The organism is Luteococcus sp. H101 (assembly GCF_038433155.1).
Classification (GTDB): domain Bacteria; phylum Actinomycetota; class Actinomycetes; order Propionibacteriales; family Propionibacteriaceae; genus Luteococcus.
In genome coordinates this window covers 41,463-56,019 of record NZ_JBCDMW010000008.1, presented here as the reverse complement: position 1 = coordinate 56,019, position 14,557 = coordinate 41,463, and the positions used below count along the sequence as shown (strand labels likewise).

Genomic DNA, 14,557 nt, shown 5'->3' with positions numbered 1-14,557 from the left:
ATGGGGGAGTTGGACATCCCCCGTCAGATCCCCGACCTGTCGGTGCTGCCGACGCTGCACACCCCGCTGCTGAAGGCCTTCCGCGCCCCGGTACGCGGCGCCTTCCAGGCATTGTGGCGCGTGGAGATCCACCACCCTGAGCGGATTCCGCAGGGGCGAGCGATCCTGGCCTTCAACCATGTCGGCATTCTCGACGGGCCGCTGGCCGTCGCCGTGTCCCGGGATTCGCAGGCGATGGCCAAGATGGAGCTGTGGCGCTCCAAGCCGCTTGCCACGGTGTTGGACGGCATTGGCCAGATCCCGATTGACCGGTGGCATCCCGACCCGCGGGCGATCCGGCGCTGCGTGCAGGTGCTCCAGGCCGATCGCAAGCTGGTGATCTTCCCCGAGAGTCACCGCGGCCGGGGCGATTTCACGCACTTCAAGCGCGGCACGGCCTACCTGGCGATGGTCACCGGGGCACCCGTGGTGCCGGTGGCGCTGGTGGGCAGCGCCGTCGGCGGCACCGGGCTGCGCTCCTTGCCGAGGCCGCGGCAGACGGTGCACGTCGTGTACAGTGAGCCAGTTGCTGTGCCGGCCCAGGAGTGGCCGCGCAGAGCCGGTGAGGTCGCCGACCTCACCGAACGGTTGCGCACCATCTGTGCGCAGCACGTCCAGCAGGCCCAACGCGAAGTGGGCCTGGAACTGCCCTGAAGGACCCCCAATGACTGACTTCACCACCGACGACTTCGACGCCTTCCAGGCCGAGGTCGACGAGCAGAACACCATCAAGCCCGTGCTGGCCGTGGTCGGCCGCCCCAATGTGGGCAAGTCCACCCTGGTCAACCGGATCCTGGGCCGACGGGCCGCCGTCGTCCAGGACACGCCGGGTGTCACCCGGGACCGGGTCAGCTACGACGCCAACTGGAATGGCCGCGAATTCGTGGTGGTGGACACCGGTGGCTGGGTGAGCGACGCCCGCGGGCTGGCCCAGCAGATCGCCGACCAGGCCGAGCTGGCGATCAGCGCCGCCGACGCCGTGCTGTTCGTGGTTGACGCCCAGGTGGGCACCACCGACGAGGACGAGGCCGTGGTGCAGGTGTTGCGCCGCAGCAAGAAGCCCGTCGTGCTGGCCGCCAACAAGGTGGATGACCAGCGCACCGAGGCCGAGGCCGCGTCCATGTGGAACCTGGGCCTGGGCCAGCCGTGGGCCATCTCCGCCTTCCACGGTCGCGGCACTGGCGACCTGTTGGACGCCGTGCTGGAGGTGTTGCCCGAGGCCCCGAAGGAGAGCTACGAGCAGGTCGGCGGGCCGCGCCGGGTGGCGATCGTCGGCAAGCCCAATGTGGGCAAGTCCTCCCTGCTGAACAAGCTGTCCGGTCAGCAGCGTGCCGTGGTCAGTGACATGTCCGGCACCACCGTGGATCCCGTCGACGAGCTGTGCGAGGTGGGTGGCCAGCTGTACCGGTTGATCGACACCGCCGGTATTCGTAAGCGGGTCAAGGAGGCCAGCGGCCACGAGTACTACGCGTCGCTGCGCACCCAGGGTGCGATCGAGCGGGCGGAGGTGTGCGTCGTGGTGATCGACGCCAGCGAGCCGCTGACCGAGCAGGACCTGCGGATCCTGTCCAATGTGGAGGACACCGGCAAGGCGCTGGTGATCGCCTTCAACAAGTGGGACCTCACCGACGAGGAGCGCCGCCGCTACCTGGACCGGGAGATCGAGCGGGACCTGGTGGCCTTCAAGTGGGCCCCGACGGTGAACATCTCCGCCCTGACCGGGCGCAATGTGGACAAGTTGAGCAAGGCGATCGAGGAGGCGCTGGAGGGCTGGGAGACCCGGATCTCCACCGGCAAGCTGAACGCCTTCCTGGGCCGGGTGGCCGCAGCGCACCCGCACCCACTGCGCGGCGGCAAGCAGCCCCGGATCCTGTTCGGCACCCAGGCGCAGAACTGCCCGCCCACCTTCGTGCTGTTCACCTCCGGCCTGCTGGACCAGGGTTACCAGCGCTTCGTGGAGCGACGGCTGCGCGAGGACTTCGGTTTTGTCGGGTCGCCGGTGCACGTCGAGGTGCGGGCGCGGGAGAAGCGCGGCAAGAAGTAGCAAGCCGCCTCTCGGCGACGGCTGGACAGCGTCCATGCGCTGGCTGAGCCGCTCGAAGCCAGTGGCCGCCACCCCGAGGGTGGCGGCCACTGGCATGCCCGGCCGGCTTGGTTCTCAGTCGACGTGCTTCTGGCGCAGCTTGAGCGGGCTCATCTTCGCCCTGACAAGGAACAGCGCTCCGACGACGAGCAGAACCAGACCAGCCATCAGGTTGGCATTGATCCCACCGGTCTTGTGCAGTTCGGGGTCCGCGAACAGGCCCATCGCGGTGAGGATCAGACCGATGATCGCCAGCATGGCACCGATCAGGGCGCGGATGTCCAGCGGCTTGATCGTGCGGGTGGATGGTGTGGTGTTCATGCTCAGCTCCTCAGAAGATGCAGTTCAGGATGATGACCATCGCCATCGCGAGGCAGGCCAGTGGGATGGTGCGGTGGTACCAGGGGCGGCCGGCCTCGTCGGCGTCCACCAGGTCCGCCTTCGGGGTCTCCGAGTAGACGAAGCCGCGCAATTCCTCGCGGGGCTTCGGGGTGGTGAACAGGCTGACGACGACGCTTGCCAGGAGGTCCATCACGAATCCGGCGCTGGCCGCGACGAAGGCCAGTCCCTGGCCGGGCAGCGAGTACCAGTTGAGGCCGACGTCGGGATTGCCACCCAGCCACACCAGGATGGCGGACAACGTGCCGGTGACCAGGCCCACCCAACCGGCCGTCGGGGTGCTGCGCCGCCAGAACATCCCGAGGATGAAGGTGGCGAACAGGGGAGCGTTGAAGAAGCCGAACAGCGTCTGCAGGTAGTCCATGATGTTGCTGAAGTGGCCAGCGATCATCGCGGTGAAGATGGCGGTGACGACGGCGATGGCGGTGGCGATGCGGCCGACGCCCACGTAGTAGTCGTCGCTGCGGTCCTTCTTGATGTAGGTGCCCCAGATGTCCACGCTGAAGACGGTGTTGAAGGCGGACACGTTGGCGGCCATGCCGGCCATGAAGGCGGCCAGCAGACCGGTGATGGCCAGACCGAGCAGGCCATTGGGCAGGAGGTCACGCATCAGCAGCAGTAGTGAGTCGTTGTAGGTGACGCCGGTTCCGGCGGCTCCACCGGCGGGATGTCCGCCGGCCTTGAGCTGGGCGATCTCGGGCACCAGCACGGCGGCGAGCATGCCGGGGAGGATGGTGACAGCGGGAACCAGCATCTTGGGGAAGGAACCGATGATCGGGGTCTTGCGGGCGGCGGAGATGGACTCCGAGGCCATGGCGCGCTGCACCTCGACGAAGTTGGTGGTCCAGTAGCCGAAGGAGAGCACGAAGCCGAGGCCGAAGACGATGCCGATCACGCTCAGGGTGTCACCGGTGAATCCGGACAGGGCGTTGCCGGGCCAGGAGTTGAGCTGCTGGCCGGCCTCGGGGACCTTGGCGGCGGCCGGTGCCGCAGCGGCGTCGGAGGTGATCTTGGCGGTCAGGCCCTTCCATCCGCCGACGCGGTGCAGACCCAGCAGGACCAGGGGGAGCAGCGAGGCGATGATGATGAAGAACTGGAGGACCTCGTTGTAGATGGCGGCGCTCAGGCCACCCAGCGTGATGTAGGCGAGTACGACGGCGGCGGCGACGACCAGCGCCACCCACATCGGCCAGCCGAGCAGGGCGTGGACGATGGAGCCGAGCAGGTACAGGTTGATGCCGGCGATCAGCAGCTGGGCCAGGGCGAAGGAGATGGCGTTGACCAGGTGCGCTCCGGGGCCGAAGCGGCGCAGCATGAACTCGGGGACCGAGCGCACCTTGGAGCCGTAGTAGAAGGGCATCATGACAACGCCCAGGAAGACCATGGCGGGCACGGCGCCGATCCAGAAGTAGTGCACCGTCGGGATGCCGATCTGGGCGGCGGTGGCGGACATGCCCATGATCTCCACCGCACCGAGGTTGGCGGAGACGAAGGCGAGACCGGTCACCCAGGCGGGCAGGGAACGTCCCGACTGGAAGTAGTCAGCGGCGTCGGCAACCTGGCGCTTGGCCAGCCACCCCACGCCCAGAACGAAGGCGAAGTAGACCACCAGGATCAGGTAGTCGACGGCCTTCGCGTCGATCAGTGTTTCCAGCAGCATCGCTGTACCTTTCGATGTGAGTCTCGCCGGCTGTGCGCGGCCCGTAAATGGTACGACCACATCGTGGGGTGCTGCGATCTGGGCTCCGTGCTGGACGGGAATGAGGTGCTGCCGTCGCTTGCGGCCAGCCAATTGGCGCCGTCGACGCAGTTCCGGTAGTGTTCTTCCTCGGGTCGCCGTGGCGATCTGGACGGGCTGTAGCGCAGCTTGGTAGCGCACTTGACTGGGGGTCAAGGGGTCGCAGGTTCAAATCCTGTCAGCCCGACGTCCGAAGGGGCTTGTCAGAGCGAGTTGGCTCTGGCGGGCCCCTTCTTCGTGCCCTATACGTGCCCTATCGACTTTACAGAGCTCCCTTCAAGCCTGCATGTGGCACCTGCGTTCCCCCTAAGTGACTAGGCGTTTCTCCTAGGTTCCTTGCGCGTGTTTCCCCAGCGGCATCGCCCGTCAGTGAGATGTTCAGGCAGGCGCTCATGCACTCCTCGGGCGCGACGCCACCTGCGAACGCAAGCGCCGCGGACGCCGCTGCGAATTCGTGTGAGAGCCGGTCTGGTTCTCCGGTCCCGTGCACCAGCAGCGCCGGTACTGGTCCTGGCCCAGGGGCGAGGATGCCGTCGTCCGCTGCGACGCACATGGCGTCGAGTTCGGGCGGGATGTTTTCGCCGATGAGTGGGCGGATCATTCCGTAGGGGCATTGGCGGGTGGCCACGAGTGCGAGCTGGTAGCGCTCGGGCGTGTCCTTGCCGAAGCGCCGTGCGACGAGGTCGTGCAGTGCACGGTCGACGTCGTCGTTGATGGTGGCGAGGGTGGCTCGTCGTTCGGTGGGGACGAGGTCGAGCAGGTCCGGTAGGCGGTAGAGGCACTACCCGGCCCTGGTTGAAGGCATCGCTCCCGATGGGGTCGCTGTGGGGCAGGCGGTCAGGGCTGCGGTCGTGGCTGCCGCCTCGTCCGCTGCGTCCGCACCGCTGGCCTCGGCTCAGTGACCGCCAGCCGTCCTAGGCCCAGTGCCAATGCCGCAGCGGTGGGCGTCATCCAGCGCCGTTCGAACTCTGTTCCCAGCGCTTGGGCCGGGGTACTGGCCAGTGTGGTCAAGGCGAGGGCTCCAAGCAGCCCGCGCTCCGCCCGGGAGGCCTCCCCAGCGAAGCCGGCGCCGCGAGCCACGAGGACCATCATTGGCAGAAGGCTGGCGATGCTGGCAGCCGCGACCCGTCGGCCGGTGGCTGGATCCGTCACCCGGCCCCCACTGACAGCGGTGTGTGGCAGGCGCTGCGTGAGAACGGCGGTGTGCGTGGCAATGCTGGCCGTCACGCCACCGAATGCCAGTGCGACGGCAAAGCGAAGCGGGATCATCTCACGAAAGGACTGGACAAGCTGCACTGCTGGGACTCCCAATCTCGGCGACAGATGGTGCCGCGGGCTACCGATCCGAAGACTACGAGGCGCGCGATGCCGTAGCGCTGGCATACCTCGGCCAAGCGGTCGACGTCGATGGCTGCAGTCATGGCCACGATTCTATGGCTTCGGTGTCGGCGGCGGGGTGGATGACCGTCGAGACACTGCCAGCGGACCTGAGCACGCGAAGCTCCTCACCGCGGGCTGACCACGTCTCCGGACACTCCGGGTGCTTGACACTAGGTTTGGTCCCATGCCCTTCCGCGTCACCCGCATCCGCCGCTACCCCGTCAAGTCGATGGGCGGCGAGGAACTCCGGTTCGTCCAACTCGACCACCGGGGTGTGGCGGGCGACCGATGGTTTGCGGTGGTCGACGAGGAGGGGCACCTCGCTTCGGGTAAGGACTCGCGCCGCTTCCGCCGCCACGACGAGGTCTTCGACTTCTCGGCCCGTACCGACGGCTTCACCGTTCACGTGGACGGTGACGGGCAGAGTTGGATGGCCGGAGATCCGGGGCTGGATGCGCACCTCTCGGCGCGGATGGGCACGCCCGTCTCCCTGCGCCCCGAGGGTTCGGTCCCGCACCACGATGGGAGCCCCGTCTCTCTGGTGGGCAGTGCAACCTTCGACTGGTGTGCCCGCGAGTGGGGAATCGACGCGGACCCCCGCCGCCTGCGTGTCAACGTAGTGCTGCAGACCAGTGAACCGTTCGCAGAGGAGGCCTGGGTGGGTCTCGACCTGGCCTTCGGCATCGCGTGCCTCCACGTCACCGAACGCATCCCGCGATGCCGGATGATCGACGTGCCGCAGGACGGTGCCCCAGCTGGGGCCGGTTGGTTGAAGCGCCTCGGACGGGAGCGTGACATGAACCTGGGCGTCTACGCCCGGGTCGTCACCCCGGCGGCGATCACCGTGGGCGAGCGCGTGAAGCTGGCCGGGGGATCGGGTGCACGATGACCTGGTGCAGCACCTCCTGATAGCACCCTCGTTGTGTCGTCTGCGGATGCTTGCGACCGTCCCTACTGGGTGGCGTGATGCCGCAGAGCCGCATGGATCCAGAATTCCAGGTCCTCGTTGGTTTCGATGGCCTCAGCGTCGACTGCGATCCACCCGACGCCCATGGTGCGGCCCTTGCCCATCTCGCCGCGGCGGGCGCCGGGTCTGTTCAGGAGCTGGGGATCGTCCTCGGGTGAGACACGCACGAGGAGCGCTCCACCGCCCGCAGAGGCGCAGACCACCATCCGGTCGTCGACCATGAACGCCAGCCCGCCGAACATCTTCACCTCTCGGAGACTGGGCTGGTCGTTCAGCAGCTCGCGGATACGGTACGCGAGGGTTTCGTCGTGGGGCATGGGCTGGTCTCCTCATGCGGGACGGTGGGGCAGGGCGCCGGTGAGTTGCTCCCATCCGGCATCACGTCCCGCCAGGGCCAGCAGAATCGCCCGCGCCGAACCGGTGACCAAGGAGCCGGCGCCGTGGCTCCAGTCGAGGTCGTCGGCCTCCAGACGCACCCATCCAGTTGTCGGCTGGCGGCACGTGCCTTCGGGCTCGGTTCGGCGAGGTAGTCCCAGGTCACGACGAGGTGCTCGTCGGGGATGGGGTGGCTCAGCCCGAGCGGGGTGGTGATGTCGAGGCCGTGGACGATGACGTCCGTCAGCGGTGCCTCGGGGCCTTGTCCGGGCGGGGTGAAGCGGTGGTCGGCCTTGTCGCGCAGGATCTGGACGATCTCGGGGAAGGGACGCTGTGCCTGCTTCTTGGCGAGGGCGTCGTTTGCCGCGTCGAAGTTGCCCCGGTGACGCAGCATCGCGGTCATGAAGCCGAACATGCCGACCTCCATCGGCATGACCAGGTGTGCGGCGACCTGCTTGACGGTCCACTCACTGCACAGGCTCTGGGCCTGTTGCTGGTCAGGGGTGAGGGGTTCGAGCAGGTCGGCGAGGGATCGACGCTCGCTGGCGATGGCCGAGAACAGGTCCATGGCCTCATTCAATCATGTGTCGCGGAGAAGCGGGGGCACTGGCGATAGGTTCCAAGAGCATGACGAGCAAGGCCTCGGGGCCCACCACGTAGCAGAGGTGGCACTTGTCTTCGTACCGGAGCTGACCGCCCCCCTGGCGGGCAGTACGGGCTGCCCCTCAGCTCGGCTCATGGTCCGCGTCGCCCAGGGCGAGGATGCCGTCAGCCGTTGCGACACACATCGCGTCGAGTTGGGGTGGGATGGTCTCGCCGATGAGTGGGCGGACCATCCCGTAGGGGCATTGACGGGTGGCCACCAGTGCCAGTTGGTAGCGTTCGGGTGTGTGCTCGCCGAAGCGTCGTGCGGCGAGGTCGTGAAGGGCACGATCGACGTCGTCATTGATGGTGGCGAGGGTGGCACGTCGTTCGGTGGGGACGAGGTCGAGCAGGTCAGGTAGGCGGTAGAGGGTCATGGACTTGGCGTCGACGGGGTTCTGGCGGCAGTAGCGGGGGATGTGCACGGTGGCAGCGCGCAGGGCTTCGCGGGGGTCTGGGTGTGCCCATTCGATCACCCTATTGCGACCATTGGACCATGTCATCTAGAGATGAGTCTTTAATTGTGCCGAGTTGGCTCCAGCTGTGCGCCTATGGGGCATTCGCGGTGGTGGTGCCCTCCGCGCTGTGGCGGGTTCTGATGATCGTCGGCCTCGTCCCGGGGACTGCCTCCCTGCGGACGTTCGAGCTGGCGGGGAATCCGGGTTTGGGGTATGCCTACGTGATCGGCCTGTCGGTGGTGCAGCTGGCGACTGGCTTCCTGACCGTGGGGCTAGTGCGGCCATGGGGTCGCAGCTTGTTCGGATGGCGTGTTCCGCCGGCGTTGCCCCTCGTCCTGGGCACACTCGGGGGTCTTGCGGTGACCTGGATCTTCAACATCTCCATGGTCTCGGCCATCGCGCACGGCAAGCGGCCGGACGCAGGTCATGTCCAGGGCTGCCCCTTGGTTGTCATGGTGTGGTGCTATCTGCCGCTCCTGCTCTGGGGGCCCCTGGTCATCGCGTCGGCGTGGGGCCACTGGCGCATTCGTCGCGAGGGTGGCTGTGCGGCGAGAGTGTCTGGAAGAGACGGGCGTTGAAATCTGTGACCCGAAGCCTCTGGTCCTGTCCAGCTCGGACCCCTGCGCTCGTCATGTGCGAGTTCGTGAGTGAATCGCCCGGGATGTCCGGTGACTCCGAACCTTGGGAAGTGGGAGTCATGCCAGGCAACACGAACATGCCGACTCGGGCGGTGCGGATGTAGCACGAGGCCCGCCCGGACTATGACGGAGTTTGGCCCGTGATGGTCGAGGTCGCCGAACCGGTCGAGTTCTCGGCCTCTTGATGAGTTTCGAGTCCGCCGCCGCCGAATGGATGACCCTCCTAATGAGCGTGGCACCGCAGCGCCGGTTGGATCCAGAACTCGATTTCCTCGTCGGTCGTGACGGATGCTGGGTCGACGGTGAGCGCGCCGCAGGCGCGGCAGCGCAGACCCCGGATCTAGGATGACCAGCAGTCGACGAGAGGGTGCAGTCATGCAGTACCGAGGGCCGTGGCCGGACATCGAGATCCCCCGGGCCACCCTCTACGAGCTGATCTTCGCGTCGATGAGCGCCGAGGATGCCCAGCGGGTGGCGATCGACCACGCCGAGACCGGCCAGGTGCTCACCTACGGCCAGCTCAAGCAGCAGGTGGACTCGGTGGCCAGCTGGATCCATGCCCACGGGCTGCAAGCGGGGCAGGTGTGCGCTGTCGCCCTGGCCAACGGCCCGGAGCACGCCGTTGCCTTCCACGGCATCCTGCGCGCCGGCTGCATCGTCACTCCCGTCAACACCGCTGCCTCGCCGCAGGAGATGGCGCGGCAGCTCACCCTCACCCAGGCCCGGCTGGTGATCACCAGCGCAGACCTGGCCGACACGGTCCGGGACGCCCTGGACACGGCCGGCCTCACCGGCAACCACCTCGTGGTGGTGGGGGACAGTCCGCAACCGGCCACTACCTGGCAGGAGTTGCTCCGCCACGACCCGGCACCGCCCACCATCTCGATGGACCCGGCCACCAGCGTTGCCTGCCTCCCGGTGTCCTCCGGCACCTCCGGGCTGCCCAAGGCCGTCATGCTCAGCCACCGCAACCTGGTGGCCAACATGATGCAGTTCTCCACCGCGTTGAGTCACCTGGGCGACGACAATTCCATCGTCGCCTTCCTGCCCTTCAGCCACATCTACGCACTGAGCACGACGCTGAACTTCGGTCTGTGGCGCCGTTTCCCGCTGTACACCATGAGCGCCTTCCAGGCGCACCTCTTCCTGGACATCGTCGCCACCCGGCGGCCCACCATCCTGTTCATCGTCCCGCCCGTGGCCACCTTCCTGTCCCGCAACCGGGCCATCGAGACGATCGACTGGGATTCGGTGCGGCTTGTGGTCAGTGGCGCGGCGCCGCTGGACCAGGGCGTCGGCGAGGAACTGGAACGACGCCTGTCCACCCGCGTCGTGCAGGGCTACGGCATGACCGAACTGTCACCGGTCACCCATGTCCTGCCGCCCGACCGGACGGACCTACCGCTGGGCACCATCGGCCAGGCCATCTCCAACACCACCTTCCGCGTGGTGGATCCGGCCACCGGGCGCGACGTGGAAGCGGCCCCACCGGGAGACTGGTCCACGCCGGGGGAACTGTGGGTGCGCGGGCCGCAGGCCATGCTCGGCTACCTCCACGAACAGGACGCCACCGAGGCAACTCTGGATGCCGACGGTTATGTCCACACCGGTGACCTGGTGCAGGTGGACCACGAGGGGACCACCCGCATCGTGGACCGGATCAAGGAACTCATCAAGCGGCGCGGCTTCCAGATCCCACCCGCGGAACTGGAGGCCCACCTGGTGGCCCATCCCGACGTGGTCGCGGCCGCCGTGCTGGGGATCGGCCAGACCAATGGGGACCAGGTACCCCACGCCCTGCTGGTGCTGCGCGAGGGGGCGGACCCGGCCAGTACGCCGGAAACGGTGGTTCATTGGGTCAACCGGCAGGTGGCCCAGTACAAGCACCTCGGCGGCGCCACCGTCGTCGACGAACTGCCGCTGTCCGCCGCCGGCAAGATCCTGCGTCGCGAATTGCCGCAGGTATTGGCCCGGGCCCGGGCGGTCTGTTGACCGGCTGTGCTCAGCCGAGCACCAGGCGGTGGCGACGCACCTCGAACCGCACCGCCTGGCCCGGGGCGGCCTGCGACAACAGGTCCGCGTCCACACCGTCGACCACCGCGATCACCGGATAGCCGCCGGTGGTGGGGTGGTCCGGGCCGAAGACCACGGGCAGGCCACTGGCGGGGACCTGGACGGCGCCGCGACGGGTTCCCTCGCTGGCCAGCTCGCCGGTGGCCTGCCGGGTCAGGGGCTGACCGTCCAGCCGACACCCCACCCGGTCCGTCTGGTCCGTGACCCGCCACTCCTGACCGGTGAAGGACTCGCGTGCCGCCGGGGTGAACCAGTCCTCCCGGGGACCCCAGACGGCGCGCAACGTCAAGCACGCGCCCACCGACGGGGTTGCCGCGCCCAGATCCGTGCCGGCCACGGTGCGTTGCTCACCATTGCCCACCACCAACTCGTCGCCGACCCGCACGACGGCCGGGCCCAGACCACGCGTCGGATCGCTGGACAGACTGCCGAAGACGGGGACCCCATCCAGGCCACCCCGCACCGCCAGGTAGCTGCGGAGCCCCCGCACGGGTGCGCCCAACTCCAGCAACTGGCCGTCGAGCAGCAGGACGGGGGACCGCAGAGCCACCGGGCGGCCGTCCACTCGCAGCGGGCACTCGGCCCCGGTCACGGCCACCAGGGTGGGAGCGCCGTGGTGCCGCAGGGCGATGTTGCCCAGCAGCACCTCCAGCCCGGCCGCCTCGGGTGGGTTGCCGACCAGACGGTTGGCCAAGGTGTGCGAGGCGCGGTCCCAACTGCCACTGGCGCTGATCCCCAGGTGCGCAAGACCCGGTCTTCCCGCATCCTGCACCATGGTGCGCAGGCCGGCGGACTCCACCGCGAGATGGCTCATCGCATGCCCTCCTCGACGAAGCGGATCCGGGCGCCGGGGGCCAGCAACGCCGGTGGGGTGCGCTCGGGATCCCACAGGGGAGCGTCGGTGCTCCCGATCAGTTGCCACCCTCCGGGGGAGGCCTGCGGATAGATGCCGGTGAACTCGTCGGCCAGTGCGACGCTGCCCGCGGGAATGCGCGTGCGAGGCGAACTGAGCCGCGGGACCGTCAGACCCCCGTGTTCGCCACTCAGGTAGCCGAAACCGGGCATGAAACCCGCGAACTCCACCGTCCACAGTTGCCCCGTGTGTCGGGCGACGACCTCGCGCACGCTGACCCCCACGACCTCGGCCACCTGGGCCAGGTCCTCACCGTCGTAACGGACCGCGATGGTGGTGGGTTCACTGGCCGTCTGGGTGGTGGCGGGCAGCCCGGCCCGCACCAGGGCGTTGACGTGGTCGACGATCCCTTGGAGTTGTTCGGGGCCGGCGGCCGAGAGCAGCACCGTGCGCGCGGCCGGCACCAGCTCCACCAAGCCGGCGGGCGGTTCCTCCAGCAGGACGCGGTGGAGGCGACGTCGCTGGTCGGCGTCGGCCAGTTCCACCAGCACGGCATCGGCGCCGGCGCTGAGCAGGCGGGGGGCCGGTGTGGTGCTCATGCGAAGGCCCGCAGGGTGATCCCCGCCCCCGCCAGGGCCCTGCGCACCTCGACGGCCATCGCCACCGCACCGGGGGAGTCCCCGTGCACGCAGATGGAGTCGGCCGAGACCGTGACCTCACTGCCGTCGACGGCGGTGATCCGCCCGGTGGTGACCAGTTGGACCATCCGCTGGGCCACCGCAGCCGCATCGTGCAGGACGGCGCCGGGCTCGCGTCGCGAGACCAGGGTGCCCTGGGCGGTGTAGCCGCGGTCTGCGAAGGCCTCCCGGGCGATGGGCAGGCCCCGTGCGACAGCCAGGTCCAGTACCACGGCCCCGGGCAGGCCGAGCAGCGTGATCGGCTCGGGGCGGGTGCTGCTGAACATCTCCAGCGCGTCCACCACTGCCGTCGCCTGCGCCTCGTGGGCCACGATGGTGTTGTAGAGGGCTCCGTGTGGCTTCACGTAGGTGACGGTGGTGCCGGCGGCCAGTGCGATGGTGGACAGCGCACCGAGCTGGTACAGCACCTCATCGCGGAGCTGGGCGGGGGGCAGGTCCAGAAAGCTGCGGCCAAAGCCCGCCAGGTCCCGGTAGGCGACGTGGGCCCCGACGGCAACCCCGCGCTCGGCGGCCAACCGGCAGGTCTGCAGCATGACGCTGGGATCACCGGCGTGGAAGCCGCACGCCACGTTGGCGCTGCTGACCACGTCCAGCAGGGCCTGGTCATCGCCCATCCGCCAGGCGCCGAAGGACTCACCGAGATCGGCATTGAGGTCGATGGAGCGTTGCGGGGCTGAGGTCATGAGACCAACAGTGTTGAACAATCCGCGCTGCTGTCAAGATGTGAGCAGGAATCCGGCGGTTCGAGGAGAAAGCGATGGATGCCCAGCAGAGCCAGCACGACGGTGGTCCACGGGCCGAGCGGTGCGCCCGCGCGCTGCAGGCCGAGATCCTGGCGGGCCAGCTCCATCCCGGCTCTCGGCTGGACGAGGCCGAGCTGGGGGAGCGGCTGGGCGTGAGCCGCAACACGCTGCGCGAGGCCTTCCGGCTGCTCGCCCACGAACGCCTGGTGGAGCACGTGCCCAACCGCGGCGTCTTCGTGCAGACCGTCGACCCGGCCACCGCCCGCGACGTCTATGACGTGCGACGGCAGTTGGAGGTGGGCGCCCTCGACGCCGTCCTGGCGGCGCAGGCACTGGGTCAACCCCTTCCCACACAGCCATTGAGGGCCTTGCGCCAGGCTGTGGCGCGCGCTCAGGAGGCCGCTTCACGCGGCGACTGGACGGGCGTCGGGACCGCCAACGGGGATTTCCACCTGGCGCTGGTCGCCCTTTCGGGCAATGCGGTGGCCGGGCATGTGATGCGTTCCCTGGTGGGCCTCACCCGGTTGCGCTTCCTGGCGCTGGGCAATCCGCGAGAGGTGCACGAGGGCTTCATCCAGGAGAACGAACGGATCGCCGCCCTGTTGGAGGCCGGCCAGGTGGCGCGCGCCCGGGTGGCGCTGGAGGTCTACCTGCTCAGGGCCCAGCAGGAGCTGGCCTGAGCCCTTGCGGCAGTTTTTTCGCGGCCCGGTCTTGGCAAGATCGTTCAACACAATCTAGGGTGCGGGAGTTGCGTCGGACTGCGACGCCCAATCCCAAGGAGGGGACATGTGGGTCCTTCTCGCCGTCGTCATCGTGGTCGTCGGCTTTGCACTGCGGATCAATTCCATGCTCGTCGTCGCGGTCTCCGGCATTGCCGCCGGGCTGATCGCCGGCATCTCGCCGGTCAGGATCATCGAGGCCTTCGGCACCGGTTTCGCGTCCTCCCGGTCGGTGAGTGTCTTCATGATCGTGCTCCCCGTCATCGGGCTGCTGGAGCGCTACGGCCTGATGCAGCAGGCACGCACCGTGATGGGCAAGCTGAAGGGCATGACGGCCGGCCGCCTGCTGGTGGCCTATCTCGCCATTCGTCAGGTGACTGCCGCCTTGGGGCTGGCCGCAATCGGCGGCCCCGCGCAGGCGGTGCGTCCGCTGATCGTCCCGATGGCCGAGGCGGCGGTGGAGCGGTCCGAACCGCGCTACACCACGGCGATGCGGGAGAAGCTGCGTTCGGCTGCCTCCTCCGCTGACACCATCGGGTTGTTCTTCGGCGAGGACTGCTTCATCGCCATCGGCTCGATCCTGCTGATCACCGGTTTCGTCGACGCCACCTACGGCCTGAAACTCGAGGCCATCCAGATCGCCCTGTGGGCCATCCCCACCGCCATCTGCGCCTTCCTGCTGCACGCGCCCCGGCTGCTGCGCCTGGATGCCCAGCTGGCCCGGATGGCCCGCGAGTCCGACGTCGCCCAGG

General features: G+C 68.4%; 14 protein-coding genes, 1 tRNA gene and 1 pseudogene. 8 read left to right on the top strand and 8 right to left on the bottom strand.

Features of this window, described 5'->3' with window-relative positions; genetic code table 11:
* Together AAEX60_RS02770 and der are read left to right on the top strand one after the other, a co-directional pair.
* The gene (locus tag AAEX60_RS02770; protein ID WP_342101044.1) at positions 1-693 is read left to right on the top strand and encodes a lysophospholipid acyltransferase family protein; all 693 of its coding nucleotides are present in this window, start codon (positions 1-3) and stop codon (positions 691-693) included.
* A 10-nt stretch (positions 694-703) separates the two neighbouring features.
* A complete protein-coding gene (der, locus tag AAEX60_RS02765) occupies positions 704-2,083 on the top strand; it encodes a ribosome biogenesis GTPase Der (RefSeq protein WP_342101042.1) in 1,380 nt (459 codons plus the stop codon).
* 114 nt (positions 2,084-2,197) lie between these two features.
* Here the strand turns inward: der and AAEX60_RS02760 are convergent, their stop codons facing one another.
* Together AAEX60_RS02760 and AAEX60_RS02755 are read right to left on the bottom strand one after the other, a co-directional pair.
* Complete coding sequence (locus AAEX60_RS02760; protein ID WP_342101039.1) at positions 2,198-2,443, bottom strand: hypothetical protein; 246 nt, start codon at positions 2,441-2,443, stop codon at positions 2,198-2,200.
* 10 nt (positions 2,444-2,453) lie between these two features.
* The gene (locus tag AAEX60_RS02755; RefSeq protein ID WP_342101037.1) at positions 2,454-4,181 is read right to left on the bottom strand and encodes a sodium:solute symporter family protein; all 1,728 of its coding nucleotides are present in this window, start codon (positions 4,179-4,181) and stop codon (positions 2,454-2,456) included.
* Positions 4,182-4,372: 191 nt separating this feature from the next.
* Here AAEX60_RS02755 and AAEX60_RS02750 point away from each other — a divergent pair.
* Both AAEX60_RS02750 and AAEX60_RS02745 read left to right on the top strand, forming a co-directional pair.
* Positions 4,373-4,446 (top strand) — tRNA-Pro (locus tag AAEX60_RS02750).
* 1,377 nt (positions 4,447-5,823) lie between these two features.
* Complete coding sequence (locus AAEX60_RS02745; RefSeq protein ID WP_342101035.1) at positions 5,824-6,528, top strand: MOSC domain-containing protein; 705 nt, start codon at positions 5,824-5,826, stop codon at positions 6,526-6,528.
* A gap of 62 nt (positions 6,529-6,590) precedes the next feature.
* Here AAEX60_RS02745 and AAEX60_RS02740 read toward each other — a convergent pair whose 3' ends face one another.
* The 3 genes from AAEX60_RS02740 to AAEX60_RS02730 form a co-directional block, all read right to left on the bottom strand.
* A complete protein-coding gene (locus tag AAEX60_RS02740; RefSeq protein ID WP_342101033.1) occupies positions 6,591-6,923 on the bottom strand; it encodes a TfoX/Sxy family protein in 333 nt (110 codons plus the stop codon).
* The gene (locus AAEX60_RS02735) at positions 6,878-7,549 is read right to left on the bottom strand and encodes a maleylpyruvate isomerase family mycothiol-dependent enzyme (RefSeq protein ID WP_342101029.1); all 672 of its coding nucleotides are present in this window, start codon (positions 7,547-7,549) and stop codon (positions 6,878-6,880) included. Before AAEX60_RS02735 ends, AAEX60_RS02740 begins: the two co-directional genes overlap by 46 nt.
* A gap of 157 nt (positions 7,550-7,706) precedes the next feature.
* A complete protein-coding gene (locus tag AAEX60_RS02730; RefSeq protein ID WP_342101028.1) occupies positions 7,707-8,126 on the bottom strand; it encodes a hypothetical protein in 420 nt (139 codons plus the stop codon).
* On the opposite strand from AAEX60_RS02730, the gene AAEX60_RS02725 reads away from it, so the two are divergent.
* Positions 8,120-8,659: a hypothetical protein gene (locus AAEX60_RS02725; RefSeq protein ID WP_342101027.1), complete on the top strand. Its 540-nt coding sequence runs from the start codon at positions 8,120-8,122 to the stop codon at positions 8,657-8,659. The genes AAEX60_RS02730 and AAEX60_RS02725 overlap by 7 nt on opposite strands.
* A gap of 435 nt (positions 8,660-9,094) precedes the next feature.
* Positions 9,095-10,711 (top strand): AMP-binding protein, encoded by a 1,617-nt coding sequence (locus AAEX60_RS02720; RefSeq protein ID WP_342101026.1) that lies wholly within the window; start codon positions 9,095-9,097, stop codon positions 10,709-10,711.
* A 10-nt stretch (positions 10,712-10,721) separates the two neighbouring features.
* Here the strand turns inward: AAEX60_RS02720 and AAEX60_RS02715 are convergent, their stop codons facing one another.
* Genes AAEX60_RS02715 through AAEX60_RS02705 form a run of 3 tightly spaced genes read right to left on the bottom strand, consistent with a single transcriptional unit; the run spans position 10,722 to position 13,026 of the window.
* On the bottom strand, positions 10,722-11,606 hold the full coding sequence (locus tag AAEX60_RS02715; protein ID WP_342101025.1) for a 5-oxoprolinase subunit C family protein: 885 nt from the start codon (positions 11,604-11,606) through the stop codon (positions 10,722-10,724).
* The gene (locus AAEX60_RS02710; RefSeq protein ID WP_342101022.1) at positions 11,603-12,244 is read right to left on the bottom strand and encodes a 5-oxoprolinase subunit B family protein; all 642 of its coding nucleotides are present in this window, start codon (positions 12,242-12,244) and stop codon (positions 11,603-11,605) included. The genes AAEX60_RS02715 and AAEX60_RS02710 overlap by 4 nt, the downstream gene beginning before the upstream one ends.
* Entirely contained in the window at positions 12,241-13,026 is a 786-nt protein-coding gene (locus AAEX60_RS02705; protein ID WP_342101020.1) for a LamB/YcsF family protein, read from the bottom strand. Before AAEX60_RS02705 ends, AAEX60_RS02710 begins: the two co-directional genes overlap by 4 nt.
* Before the next feature lie 74 nt (positions 13,027-13,100).
* Between AAEX60_RS02705 and AAEX60_RS02700 the strand changes: the two genes are divergently transcribed.
* Positions 13,101-13,766, top strand: a complete 666-nt coding sequence (locus AAEX60_RS02700) for a GntR family transcriptional regulator (protein ID WP_342101018.1) — start codon at positions 13,101-13,103, stop codon at positions 13,764-13,766.
* A 106-nt stretch (positions 13,767-13,872) separates the two neighbouring features.
* A pseudogene (locus AAEX60_RS02695) lies at positions 13,873-14,541 on the top strand (DUF969 domain-containing protein); the annotation flags it as partial.
* Between the last annotated feature and the right edge of the window lie 16 nt (positions 14,542-14,557).

Excerpts from the sequence above, each read along its gene's own strand:
- AAEX60_RS02770 (WP_342101044.1), top strand. The coding sequence starts at position 1 with ATGGGGGAGTTGGACATCCCCCGTCAGATCCCCGACCTGTCGGTGCTG.
- der (WP_342101042.1), top strand. The coding sequence starts at position 704 with ATGACTGACTTCACCACCGACGACTTCGACGCCTTCCAGGCCGAGGTC.
- AAEX60_RS02760 (WP_342101039.1), bottom strand. The coding sequence starts at position 2,443 with ATGAACACCACACCATCCACCCGCACGATCAAGCCGCTGGACATCCGC.
- AAEX60_RS02755 (WP_342101037.1), bottom strand. The coding sequence starts at position 4,181 with ATGCTGCTGGAAACACTGATCGACGCGAAGGCCGTCGACTACCTGATC.
- AAEX60_RS02745 (WP_342101035.1), top strand. The coding sequence starts at position 5,824 with ATGCCCTTCCGCGTCACCCGCATCCGCCGCTACCCCGTCAAGTCGATG.
- AAEX60_RS02740 (WP_342101033.1), bottom strand. The coding sequence starts at position 6,923 with ATGCCCCACGACGAAACCCTCGCGTACCGTATCCGCGAGCTGCTGAAC.
- AAEX60_RS02735 (WP_342101029.1), bottom strand. The coding sequence starts at position 7,549 with ATGGACCTGTTCTCGGCCATCGCCAGCGAGCGTCGATCCCTCGCCGAC.
- AAEX60_RS02725 (WP_342101027.1), top strand. The coding sequence starts at position 8,120 with ATGTCATCTAGAGATGAGTCTTTAATTGTGCCGAGTTGGCTCCAGCTG.
- AAEX60_RS02730 (WP_342101028.1), bottom strand. The coding sequence starts at position 8,126 with ATGACATGGTCCAATGGTCGCAATAGGGTGATCGAATGGGCACACCCA.
- AAEX60_RS02720 (WP_342101026.1), top strand. The coding sequence starts at position 9,095 with ATGCAGTACCGAGGGCCGTGGCCGGACATCGAGATCCCCCGGGCCACC.
- AAEX60_RS02715 (WP_342101025.1), bottom strand. The coding sequence starts at position 11,606 with ATGAGCCATCTCGCGGTGGAGTCCGCCGGCCTGCGCACCATGGTGCAG.
- AAEX60_RS02710 (WP_342101022.1), bottom strand. The coding sequence starts at position 12,244 with ATGAGCACCACACCGGCCCCCCGCCTGCTCAGCGCCGGCGCCGATGCC.
- AAEX60_RS02705 (WP_342101020.1), bottom strand. The coding sequence starts at position 13,026 with ATGACCTCAGCCCCGCAACGCTCCATCGACCTCAATGCCGATCTCGGT.
- AAEX60_RS02700 (WP_342101018.1), top strand. The coding sequence starts at position 13,101 with ATGGATGCCCAGCAGAGCCAGCACGACGGTGGTCCACGGGCCGAGCGG.